The organism is Priestia sp. AB (genome assembly GCF_028369225.1).
GTDB lineage: Bacteria > Bacillota > Bacilli > Bacillales > Bacillaceae_H > Priestia > Priestia megaterium.
Window position 1 is genome coordinate 62267 of the sequence record NZ_JAQMYN010000009.1, and the last position, 12198, is coordinate 74464.

The following is a 12198-nucleotide window of genomic DNA, read 5'->3' on the forward strand; positions in this document are numbered from 1 at the left end:
GACGCCCCACCAGGACGCCTTCTTCATTAGTTCCAAATCTCATTCACCCATTCAGGATGGTCAATAAAAGGATTGCGGTTATGCTGATAGTCTGAATAAATAATGTCATTTCTACGTCGTTCTCGATCATCTACTGGGTCTTGGGCATTCCATTGAAGAAGCACAGATAATTTCCCGTGATAAGGAGCAGTGCCATTATTCACTGTGTTATTAAGTTCTAAGTCAGGCTCATCACTTACGTCGCCTTCATAGCGCACGGCCATATAAAACAACATACGAGCCACGTCGCCTTTTACTTCATCTCGAGGTTCCCATGAATCACTGTCAAAATAATTTCCGAGTGCTTCGCTATGTTCCATCCCTCCGTTATCAAAATCTAAGTTTCCTCTCGTACTGTTTACAGATACATCGGTTGGACGTAAGTGATGAAGATCTGTTCCAGGTCCCATAGCTGTTCCAAAATCCCCGTGAGACTTTGCCCAGACGTGCTCACGGTTCCAATCGTCCACTCCGCCTCCATTTGTACTCTTAGCCTGTGAACGCCCTGTGTAGAGCAAAATAACGTTATTTGCGTTAGCTGGATCTTCATCCGTTTTCTTTAAAGCTTCCCATACGGCTGAATACGACAGTTCTGTGTGATGATCAATAATGTTATGAAGCTCTGTCTTTAAGCTGTTTCCTGTTTTTTCAGCTGCAGTACGATAGTAGTCTTCTACTGGAACGGTTGGCTCTGTGGGATCTGGAGCCGGATCAGTTCCTCCTGTTTCTGTACTGATAGAAGTAACTGATTTTATTCCTGGGTGTGAAAAATAAGGAGTGAGTGTGCCCGTAACAGTAAGATTTTTCCCCCTTAACTCCGAGTGACTTTGAAGTCCAAATGTGCTTCGCAAATTTGAAGGAATTTGAACGTACACCATCTTGTCTGTATTGGTTTCATTTGAACTGTCAGCAAGAGCAAGTGCATAATCGTTTGGGTAATTGCTCGTAATAACTGTAGATGTGCCTGTAGGTTGACCTACTACATATCCTTTAACCGTTTGTACACTATTGTTTTGATTCTCAAGAGCTTGTGCAACAGATAAAAATGCGGCTGCTTGACTAACAGGAGTTAAGCTCACTAAAAGAACAAAAACAAGCAGGGATATTGCCCATGTTTTTTTATACAGAGCGTATAATTTCACTTTTTTATTCCTCCTATATGATAGGTTTGAAAACTAGTTTTCTTCCACCTCTTTATATTATTTTTTCACTGTGAATTCCCTGCCTCTTTTTTGTTAAGTTTTATAGTGAAAAAGATGTATTCTTCTTTACAGTGACGGCCACTTTATGCGAAGGGTTATATTTTTAAAAGTCCACATTGGAAAAAGCATTATGTGTCTTTCTTTATATATGGTATAATCAACCGAATCGTAAAAGAGCTTATACCATTTCAGAAAATGAAATGATTTAAATAGAAATGAGGATTGTGTATGCTTAGTTTTGACGAAAAATTAGCTATTATTTCATCGTTTCCAGAGCTGCATCGAAAAGATGTATCTTTAGGACGCGTGAATTTTCATTATGAAGAAAGCGTGTACGATAAAACGGTTGTTGTGCATCATCTGCATCCTAACGGAAATGGATTTGTATATGGAGGGTTTTTAAAAGGATATGAAACAAATGACAAAGGTCTTGTAAATATCCGTGATTATACAGAAGAAGAGCTCCGCTCAATTATTGAAGCTTCTATTGAATCTTTGTCAACCCTTCCTGATACAGCTAGAGAAGAAGCTATTGTAGGGAATGGAAATGAACAGCGCTGGAACGGCCCAGACAATGCAACGCTTTTACTTGTTCATGAAGATGATCTGTGGAATGTTTATTCTGGCTTGAATTTAGAGGCAGCATTTCTATCTTACGAAGAAGCAGAAGATTATTTGTTTGAAGAAGGCTTCCGCCGCCTATAAGCTTGCGTCTATACGCAAAAACCTCGCTGTTGATTAACAGCGAGGTTTTTTTATTTTTTCACAGAAGGCTGAGGGCTAATGCGCGGTATTAAAACCGCAAATAATACAACAACCCCCACACCAATCAATAATAAATAAAACCATTGTAGGTCTGATGACTTTTCAGAAGCAGTTTGTTCTGTTCGATCTTTCTTGTAGGAAGTGTTTTTAGAAGAAAACAAGTTATATTCTTTTGCTTTCGCAGAAATCGTATTATCTTCAGCTGATGCGTTCGCAAAAAGACTTTCTTTTAAGCTCTCTTTCTCTGCATCTTCCTCTTTTTCAAATGTAAGATCCTTTATTTCCTCCGGAATATTTCCTACTTCTTTTTTATTTTCTAGCAAAGATTCGGGGTCCAAGTTAATCGGATCATCCTTATATACATTTGGTTTAATCTCTTCAACGTTTCCGTCATCAGCTTCAGCCGCTGCTGCTATAGGGAAACAAAGAAGTGAAAAAATAAGAACAATACTTCCAATCTTTTTATTAAGCACTATAGGTTTCATCATTTTCAACCTCTTTAGTCGTCTTTAAAGCACGAATAATAGATGGCAGAACACTTAAAACGGCAGTCATTCCCAGTAATACAATAAGCGCCTGTCCAAACAGAGACTGCGTATCATATTGAATTGACATATATACTTTAGATACTGGATCTTCGTAATTAAAGTTTGGCATAGATAAGTTAAGAAGCGGGGTAATATAAAATAAAATCAACCCTACTGTCGTAACCCATCCAGCGAAGCTTCCTAATAAGAAAGCAATACGTACGAGTGTAGATGTAGCAAGCAATAAGACGATCGTAAAGATTGACCATTCCATTGCCCCGTCTCCCGATAACGAATAAATATTAAGGCTAAAGATACTTACCATTAACCCTACAATCAAATTCAATAACCCAAACAGCGTACCTTTCACAAGCATAGGTGCATGCCGGTAGTATTGACTGAAATAGCCAATTAGTAAGCTGCTGATTAAGATAATAACCAAAATGACAACTGGTGGAACCTCTTTTACTTTTTCAGCCGGCACTTCACCGCTTACTTGAAGAGGATTGGCTAAATAATGATAAACGTAATCATTATTCTGTCCATCTACTAATGTATTATTTAACAAACGGTATACCTGGCCGCGAACCAACTTCGTTGAATCCACGTTTTGGGCCCACTTGCTGTTAAGCGTGTCAGCTTTATCCTGGACTTCATTTACACGCTTCTGCAATTCATCTGTGTATGTGACAACATTCGCTTGTCTTTCACCTAAAGATGAAATGAGTTCGTTCATTCCCTTCAACTCTTGACCCATGCTTTGCTGCAGCGTCATTAAGCCCGTTACGTCCGGAGCTTCTTTCTTTTCTAATGCTTGATCTTCACCTGCGCTAGATTGAAGCTCTTGATTCATTGCATTTGCTTTTTCTTGAATAGCTGATAGCTCTTCCATAATAGATGCTTGTTCAGCATCAACTGTTTGTCCATATTGATCAGCAAAATCTTGCACTGAACTTTGGAACTGTGCTAACTCTTCTTTTGTGAGAGACAGGTTTTGTTGGATTTGCTTACGTGCATCTTGAGAAGAGACGGTGCCAGCTAACGCCTGCTGCAAACTTCCTTTAATAGAGTCATTGTTAAGGACGCTGTTCTGTATGTCTGTATTTCCTACCTGAGCTAAAGTCAAATCATACTGCGATAAATCACCGTAGTACTTTAGCAGATCTTCTGCACTGCTGCTTTGAATCTTACCTGAGAATGTATTGCTCAACTTTTCCTTGCGAGAAGCTGAAAGGTTTGGAGAAGATAAAATTTTATCTTCTTTGTTTGTAATCATCGTAATGAGATTGTCTACATTCACACTACCTTTAGAAGGCTTTTTGCCGTCTTCTTTCAACTTTTCATTCTCTTTTTTTAATCGTTCATTTTCTTCTTGAAGCTTAGCAATTTGACTGCTCGACGACTTGGTCGCTTCTTCTAAATCTTTCTCTGCTTTGTTTTTCTGTGCTGTCAAAGACTTAACGTCTGCTTCCAAACTGGCAATTTTTCGCTTCAGCTCATCCGTATTTTCTCCTGAAGCTTCCGGCTGAACTGTTACATTTTGCAGCTCATCTTTGACTGCTTGTACCTGTGTTTTCAGATTAGCCACTTTTTCAAGCGCACTTTTCACAGCATTGGATGTACCTGATGCATCCGATGTGTCCGGTGTTTCAGGCGTTTCCGTTCCCTCAGATGTCTCAGGTACTTCAGGCGCTTCAGGTGTTTCGTTCACCATTCCTTGGAGCTGCTGTTCTAAGTCTTCAAGCCCTTTTGATATATCATCAAGCTTTGCTGTTTGCTGAGATAAATCCACTTTAATTGGTTCTGACGTTCCTTCACCTTGACCGGAATCTGGCTGAGTTCCATCATCTTCTCCAGGATCCGTTGGCGTCTCTCCACCTTGATTCGGATCTGGCTGAGTTCCGTCACCTTCCCCAGGGTCCGTTGGCGTCTCTCCGCCTTGATTTGGATCTGGCTGAGTTTCGCCGTCTTCTCCTGGATCCGTTGAGCCTCCGCCACCCTCATTTGATGAAGCTGTCTCTAGCTGCGCACGAAGCGGCTTTAGCTTACTTTCAATTTGATTTAGGGTTGTTTGCTCAGACTGCTGTTTATATGAACTGACTATTTGGCCGTTCAAATCTTGCAGAGCTTTTTCTTGTTCACTGACGTTATCCGCTTGTTGGTCTCCAAGTTCTCCGACGGCTTTTTGATTTTGATCCAACTGCTGTTGAATGGAAGATAAGCCACTAAACACTTGATTGGCCTGCTCATTAAAATTTTGCTTAGAGCTTGGCTGATTAGATTCAAGGGAAGACAGCCCTTCTTGAATCGCAGTGACGCTTTGAGCCTGCGTTTTTTCAAGCATTTGTTTCTGTGTTTCTTGATATGTTTGATATTGATTTACATATTCAATAAAGCTGTTTAAATTCTTTTCAACCTGTTCTACGTCGCCTTGTCTGTCACTCGAACCTTTTTCTGCTTTATTTACATTATCTTGGATTTGCTGAAGAATTTTCTTTTGATCATTTAATTCACCTGCTAAATCTTTTGAATTCGGTTTATAAAAAGCGACCATTGTTTTTTGAAAGGCGATTTCTTTATTTAGAATTTTATCGAACTGTCCGCGTACCTTATCCACTTCCTGTGATACATAACTCCAGTACAAAGAGGACATTTCATTATTAACCTTTGTAGTAGCATCTTCTAATTCCCCTACTACTTTTTCCTTATTAACTGCGTTAAGCTGACTTTGAACTTTGTATTCCAAAGTAGCTTTTTCTGGCTTTTTTTCCTGATACGATAAAATATTTTGTGAGAAGGTCGAGGGAATATAGATAACCGCATCATATTTTCCATTCTGTAAACCGCTTGTAGCTGCGCTTCGTCCAAGCACGGTCCATTGATAATCCGACCCCTCCTGTAAAAGAGGAGTCACTTTTTCTCCAAACTCTATCGCTTTTTCACTATTTTCTTTTACTCCATTATCTTCGTTAACCACCGCAATCGTTCTTGTTGAGTTTTCTGTGACTTGCAGCGGGTTGTCTCCAATATACTGGAAAAAGAAAGAAGGAAGAGCCAAAATTAAAACAACAGCTAATATGACTTTAAGTGTATACTTACGCTGTTCGGTCATGTTAAGATCTTCCTTTCACTTACACATAGCGGGATTTGAATTCTTGTTTCTTTTCCACTTTTAATATAATAACCGAAGCCAGGGTTAATGTCGGCTTCTTTTCGGTCATAAGGAAGTGTAAATAAGCTTTGCTCTGTTTTCTTCATCAGCAACACAGCTTGGCTAATTTGCTTCACTTCTGTTGTTAACGCGTCAAATCCTTTTGAAAACTCATTGTTGTTCCCTGCAACAATCAAGTTAAAGCCCAGGTGACTATAATTTTTTATCAATTTTGTAATACGATCCTGCAGGACGCTATCTAAGTTTTGCTGGAATCGTACAAATCCGTCTACTACAAGCATGATCGGGGCAAATGAAAGACTGTGTACCGTTCCTTCCTGCACTGCTTCCAAATACTTAATTTCACGTCGCTGCAATCGTTCTTCAGTTAAATCAAGCCAGTCGATAATCTGTTCTTTTGTTTCCATGTACACAACTTGCTCTTCAGCTGCATAGCTTGATAAACCGCGGTCAACCGAATCAAATAGTCCGATTTGCTTCACGCCTTGTTCAAGCGCTGTTTGCAGTATAACCTTCACTACATTTGTCTTTCCTTTTTGCGTCTGCCCCATGACGATGCAATGCTTATTTTTCGTAAAGTTCATATGCACCGGTCGAACAAACTCTTCATCTAATCCAAGAGGAATGACTCCTTTTTCCCTAATAACCCTTCTGTCCGTCATAAACTCGACAAGTACAAGTTTCGATGACAGCATTGGTACAGGCTCCGGAACAATAGCATCAGCATATTGATTCTTTAATCGTTGAATGTGCAGCTTAACTGCATCAAAGATTTCAAAATCATCTTTTCCTTCCGCAGGTAAAAACAGCTGCGCAAAATAAGGTTGATCCGTTTTGATAATAGCCCGGCCTGGAATAGACTCTAGCGCATACGGCGTACGTCCTAAAATAGAATACGCTTCTGAATGATCCATTAAATAATGAACAACTTTCGTTTTCAAGTTATTCATAAGCGACTGACGAATAGAATTCACGCGCGTCGCGGTAAAGATCATATAAATTCCTAAAGACTGACCGTCACGCACGAGCTGTGTGAACTGCATTTCTAGATCTTGCATTTCTTCTTTGACAAGATCAAAATTATCAATCGTGATAAAAATTAGAGGAAGCTCTTCTGAACTTAGAGCATTATACATTTTGATATTGCTAACTTCCCGCTGTTGAAATAACTGCTTTCGCCTTGCGATTTCTTGTTTGATAATCGTCATGAATTTTTCAATTTTACGCATTTGATCCATTAAGAAATAATCCGCCGTATGAGGCAGCTGACGAAGCGGCAGCAGCGTGCCGTTTCCAAAGTCAAAAATGTAATAATGAAGCTGCTCCGGGCTCTTTCTTTCAGCTAGATTAAGAAGCAACATCATGACTGTAAACGATTTACCGTATCCTGACGAACCAAATATACCAATGTTTCCATCGTCCATCAGCTGATAGTTGTATACCGTTTGACTTTGCTTTTCCGGTTCATCAATCAAGCCAATTGGGAATACGCCGTCTCGCTTCTCTGTGTACTCACTGCGAAGCAATCTCTCTTTAAGAGGCGGCAGCCATGGACTATTTAATTTTTTGATAGCTAGTTCCTGCTGCGTTTTTTCAATTTTTTGCACCACAACATCAATTTCTGCTTCCGCTTGTTTAGATGAAGTCTGCTGAGTAGATACATCAGATAAAGGAATCAACCCGAGATCTGTGACAATGGAGACTTCATCTTCCGCCCCATACGTATCTTCCATGTACGGCGCGCCGCTCCAAGCTGACTGAAACAGTTCATACACTTCATTATTTCCAACCTGCAGATAGCCTCGACCCGTCACCGTAATAGAAGCAGCGTCCGCATTTTTTAAGATTTCTTTACTGTCAGCGGCATCTTGGACTTTTAAAGCTACTTTAAAGCGCGCATTACTCCAAATTTGATCGTCAATAACACCGCCTGGCTTTTGCGTCGCTAAAATTAAATGAACGCCCAGACTACGTCCAATGCGCGCCGCGCTGACTAATTCCCGAATGAACTCTGGTTCTTCACTTTTTAACTCGGCAAATTCATCCGAGATTAAGAATAAATGAGGCAGAGGTTCTTCTGCCATACCTTGCTTATATAAATCTGTATAATCATTAATGTGATTGACTTCATATCTATCAAACAAGCGCTGGCGTCGCTTTAATTCACTTTTAATAGAAGCTAGGGCTCTTGTACTAAAATTCTTACTTCCTTCAATGTTTGTAATAGTTCCAAGCAGATGAGGCATATTTTTAAACGGCTGAGCCATTCCTCCGCCCTTATAGTCAATCAATAAAAACGCAACTTCATGGGGGTGGAAATTCACCGCTAGAGAAAGAATGTACGTTTGTAAGAATTCACTTTTCCCTGACCCCGTCGTACCTGCAAGTAATCCATGAGGGCCGTGAGCTTTTTCATGAAGATTTAGTTCAACAATATCTTCTTTTCCTTTTAAACCAATGGGAACTGCTAGCGACTTAGCTGATTCATTGCTTTGCCACCTTTGCACGATATCCAACTCACCAATTTCTCTTGCTTTAAATAATTCTAAGAATGAAACGCTATTTGGAATTGAGTTGGTCATACCAACTTGGTGATCCAATGTCCGCAGCATCCTTGCAAATCTTTCATTATAGTCAAGCGTGTGTTTATCAAGCTGAAATGGAATATTCACAGCTTTTTGCTTTTGAATTAATATATCCCCCTCGGATTCGTTAATATAACGGACGAGTGTATGAACATGCTCCGTTAAGCTTTCCTTTGTCTCTGCCGCAAATATCGCAGAAAACCCAAGGTGAGGGTGATATCCTTCTAAATACTCTAAGATAACGTGATCTGCAATTAACTGCTGATTCGTAATAATAAAAACAAAGTGAGGCAAGAAAACCCCTTCTCCTTTTGCTTCATCTAAATCGCGTTCTCTCAGCATTTCATAAATAGAAGATAAAAGCTGATCTCTCGTTTGTTCATTATAGATGAAACCTTTCGCAAAAGAATGCGGAAGCTGAAAATGAGGAAGCCATTTCATCCATTCCCACTCTTTATATTCTTCTTCATCAAAAATGAATACGAATCTTACGTCATGATAACTGTGGGAAAATGCCAGCTGTCCTACAAGCTGATGCAGTTCATTCTTCACCGTTTTCATCTTTCCTACCAGACCGATAGAGCCTAAACCTAAATGAGCGGTAACAGGGGCATTTTTCACTTCTCGATAGACCTTTTCCATGTGCTGAGACTGCTCAAGCAAATCATCAATTTCTCGATTAGCCATATCTCCGCTATTCAAAGAAATTTGGTAGCTTCCCGGAACTGTTCCTGTTCCAAGGCGCACCTGTAAAAAATCACTGCTTTCTACAGTTCGTTCCCAAATTCGATCAGAAATCTGTTCTGTTAAATATTTCATTCGTTCAAACGTCGGAAAATGATAAGATAATACATCTCGTTGAACTGATACTAGTTCTTGTAATTCCTCGCGCTTATTCTCTAAATACTTGGTATAAATTCGACGACGACGCTCCTGCCGCTTCTTGCGCTGTTTTTTATCTTTGAAGTATTGAACGGTAGATACAATCAGCGTGGTCGTAAACATCATGACAGATATAATAATAAAAATTCCCCTAGGCTGAATAATCGAGACCGTACCCATGACTAAAAGCATGACTAATGGCGGTAAAATGGTAAGCCACAAGCTTCGGTTATTTTCATCATTGTCTTGAGACGGAAAGGACAAGCTCACCTTATCATTAGGCAAATCATATATCATGCGCGGTGTCCGTCTATAAACCGGGTACTTCTTTTTCATTTCAGAAATAGGCTGTGCCGTAGTTGGAAGCTTAGATGCATAATCATAGCAGCTTTGAATCTTCAGCAAATCTTTTTCGATCAATTGAATCGTCATAGAAGACCATAAAATAAGATCTCCAGGCTGAAGGTTCGTATTCTCTTCTAGTCGGTGTCCGTTAAGATAAAGCGGTTCTTGGTTATAAAAGACCTTCCACTTCCCGTTTATCTTTGATAAGTAAAATCCTTCTTTTGGCTCTACTACACACTTTTCTTTCTGCTGATACACATCAGCTGTTTCATCACTTGTGGAAAACGAGACTTCTGATCCGTAATCAATATAATAGACAGCTTCTTTAACAGCCGTGTCTGTAAGGACAAAGGTTAAAGCATGTCCTTGTTCTCGCCATACAAACGACTCAGAAACAGATAGCTCTGCTATCCTTTTTTCTCCGTAGGAAATCAAGAGCCGGCCGTTCTTTTCAGATGACAGCGTCATTTGCCCTTTCTCAAACGGATAGGAAAACGTAAAAGTTTGATGCTGAGTGTTTCCTACCGTTGCTTGGCGAAAGGTTTTAAAATCTACAGGCAGCTGCTGATACGTTTGCCCACTAACTACCCAAAGCATATTCATACAACTACCTCCCTACTTCGATTGATCTTCCTGCTGTTTTTTCTGCTCTTCTTGTTTCTTTTTCTCGGCTTCTGCAGCTTTCTGTTCTTCTTCCTGCTGTTTGGCCGCCTGTGCCTCCTCAGCTTGTTTCTCTTCTTGCTGCTTGGCTGCTTCAGCTTCTTGCTGATCATTTTCTTTCTTAAATTCTTCAAGTTCGTTCGCTACTTTATCAAGCTCCTCTTGCTTTTTATCAGCCGCTAAATCGTTGTCTGTCTTTAGCTGACCTTCGTATTTCATTAGTGCATAGATAATTAACGAACGTTCTTCTAACAACCTGCTGACTTCTAGCGCTTTTTTGTTGTCTCCTCGGCCAATGTAAAACCAATAGGCAAAATACTGAGGATCTGACTGAAGCGTAATAGTCTTTAAAGCATTTGCTTTTTGCTCCTCCCCTAACTTTTCATTAACAAGATAGGAAGTTGCTATTTCGTACTGCACAATTTTAGGCATGCTTTCAATGTCATAATCTTCAAGTGTGTCGACTACTTTGCTGTAGTTTTTTTCAAGAAAGTATTCGTTGCTTTCTACAAATGCTTCTTGTTTCGGCTGAGCAAAAAAGTAAGAGTAAAAAGTATAAATAAGAGCTGGAATTAATAAGACAAGTATACCCACACATGAAAACTTAAAAATGGTCCAGCGTTTTTGAGGAAGTTGAACGAGTGTCTTTTGATGCTTTTCAATTTGAGTTAGCTTATGCTGAACAAAGTGACTCAACTCTTCCTCATTGCTGATATGCATTATTTTTTTAGCGTCTTCTTTTAATTGCAAGGTCTCATATAACTTAAAATACTGTTCAAATGTATGCGATGAGTCAACGGCCGCTGCTATCGTAGCCTTTAACTCTTGAAAACTTTGTTCCCCGTTAGACTCATAAGGAGGTAAACTTTCTTTGACTCCATAATGTAAAAAAGCCGGACTTAAACTTTTATCAAAAATGATATTTTCTGGACAAATCAACAAATACAGCCTTGAAAAAGAATGCTGCTTTACCTGTTTGATAAGCTGATCTGCAAACAGCCACTTTTGCTGTTCTTCTTTTCCTCTTAATGCTGTAAAAGGTTGAAATTCAGAGGTAGGCTTAATTGTTATTTTAAGTTCATCATCGCTCATCATGATTTCTTTTTGAAAAGCCGTGTTTACATCCTTTAACATTTCAATTTCAACAGAACGATTAAGTCGAATTTTTTCTTTTTGAAAAACAAATGTATATTCATTATTATGACGTGTCATTACAGCTTCGAGCTGTTCTTCTAAGTAAGTCGGTTTCTTCTCTGACATTCTAATAGACTCCTTTAGAGAATTTCGATACAATCACCTGTGGTAATTCCGCAGTTAATCATCGTCTCATTTCCCGAGAAAATAAGATTTTTATTTGAAACACGTATCCACGCACCGTCCTTTGGTGATTGAGTAATCTTTTTAGCTTGCCAAACGATCTCGACTACTTTTTTGAGTGAATGATAGTTTGATAGTCGCAAATCGAACCGATCACCTGTATAGTGCTTTAAGTCTACTGTTACTTCTATATACATAGGGTTTCATCACCTCAAAACATAGAAAAAGCGCCTTCATCTTTTGAGAATAGGGCGCTCCTTTTATTACTTCACTTAGATTATTAGATGAAGTTAACCGCGGATTTGGCTAGCGATTTGGTTATCTGTATCTTCAAGAACGTTTGCAGAGTCATCTAATTGCTTAGCAATCTTTGTAAGTAGGTTAGACATTTCAACGAAAGAAGGCTTTAATTCTTCGTATTGAGCAGCAAACGCTTCGCTTGAAGCACCTTCCCACATGTCTTGAAGTTGATTTTTCATTGTATCAAGACGACTTACTAATTCTTGAACTTGACCGCTTTCGTTAGTATAACGACCTGCCATGTCGCGAAGCTCTGCTGGTGTTACGCGAATAATTCCTGACATACATCTCTCTCCTTCGGTTTATATATTTACTATTATTGTAAGAAACTCTAATGATAAGGTCAAAGGTTACTTGCAAAAGCCTCCAAAAATGAGAATATGTATCTACAAATACCCCTAAAA

General features: G+C 39.4%; 8 protein-coding genes. 1 reads left to right on the forward strand and 7 read right to left on the reverse strand.

The window, feature by feature from the left end; translation table 11 throughout:
* Positions 1-26: 26 nt before the first annotated feature.
* On the reverse strand, positions 27-1181 hold the full coding sequence (locus POF52_RS23040) for an endonuclease (RefSeq protein WP_271995210.1): 1155 nt from the start codon (positions 1179-1181) through the stop codon (positions 27-29).
* Between the two features lie 288 nt (positions 1182-1469).
* Here POF52_RS23040 and POF52_RS23045 point away from each other — a divergent pair, with 288 nt between their 5' ends.
* On the forward strand, positions 1470-1946 hold the full coding sequence (locus POF52_RS23045; RefSeq protein ID WP_013081504.1) for a hypothetical protein: 477 nt from the start codon (positions 1470-1472) through the stop codon (positions 1944-1946).
* A 50-nt stretch (positions 1947-1996) separates the two neighbouring features.
* Here the strand turns inward: POF52_RS23045 and essA are convergent, their stop codons facing one another.
* From essA to POF52_RS23075, 6 genes are all read right to left on the reverse strand, one after another.
* Complete coding sequence (gene essA / locus POF52_RS23050) at positions 1997-2494, reverse strand: type VII secretion protein EssA (protein WP_098622131.1); 498 nt, start codon at positions 2492-2494, stop codon at positions 1997-1999.
* Positions 2472-5645 (reverse strand): type VII secretion protein EsaA, encoded by a 3174-nt coding sequence (gene esaA, locus POF52_RS23055; RefSeq protein WP_271995213.1) that lies wholly within the window; start codon positions 5643-5645, stop codon positions 2472-2474. The genes essA and esaA overlap by 23 nt, the downstream gene beginning before the upstream one ends.
* Positions 5642-10120, reverse strand: coding sequence for a type VII secretion protein EssC (gene essC, locus POF52_RS23060; protein WP_271995215.1), 4479 nt, complete (start codon positions 10118-10120; stop codon positions 5642-5644). Before essC ends, esaA begins: the two co-directional genes overlap by 4 nt.
* A gap of 12 nt (positions 10121-10132) precedes the next feature.
* Complete coding sequence (gene essB / locus POF52_RS23065; RefSeq protein ID WP_271995217.1) at positions 10133-11437, reverse strand: type VII secretion protein EssB; 1305 nt, start codon at positions 11435-11437, stop codon at positions 10133-10135.
* Between the two features lie 14 nt (positions 11438-11451).
* Positions 11452-11691, reverse strand: a complete 240-nt coding sequence (locus tag POF52_RS23070; protein ID WP_013055106.1) for an EsaB/YukD family protein — start codon at positions 11689-11691, stop codon at positions 11452-11454.
* Positions 11692-11784: 93 nt separating this feature from the next.
* Positions 11785-12078, reverse strand: coding sequence for a WXG100 family type VII secretion target (locus tag POF52_RS23075; RefSeq protein WP_013055105.1), 294 nt, complete (start codon positions 12076-12078; stop codon positions 11785-11787).
* Positions 12079-12198 lie beyond the last annotated feature (120 nt).

Bases quoted from the DNA above. Each gene is read 5' to 3' on its own strand.
- POF52_RS23045 (WP_013081504.1), top strand. From the start codon at position 1,470: ATGCTTAGTTTTGACGAAAAATTAGCTATTATTTCATCGTTTCCAGAG.
- essB (WP_271995217.1), bottom strand. From the start codon at position 11,437: ATGTCAGAGAAGAAACCGACTTACTTAGAAGAACAGCTCGAAGCTGTA.
- essA (WP_098622131.1), bottom strand. From the start codon at position 2,494: ATGATGAAACCTATAGTGCTTAATAAAAAGATTGGAAGTATTGTTCTT.
- POF52_RS23070 (WP_013055106.1), bottom strand. From the start codon at position 11,691: ATGTATATAGAAGTAACAGTAGACTTAAAGCACTATACAGGTGATCGG.
- POF52_RS23075 (WP_013055105.1), bottom strand. From the start codon at position 12,078: ATGTCAGGAATTATTCGCGTAACACCAGCAGAGCTTCGCGACATGGCA.
- essC (WP_271995215.1), bottom strand. From the start codon at position 10,120: ATGAATATGCTTTGGGTAGTTAGTGGGCAAACGTATCAGCAGCTGCCT.
- esaA (WP_271995213.1), bottom strand. From the start codon at position 5,645: ATGACCGAACAGCGTAAGTATACACTTAAAGTCATATTAGCTGTTGTT.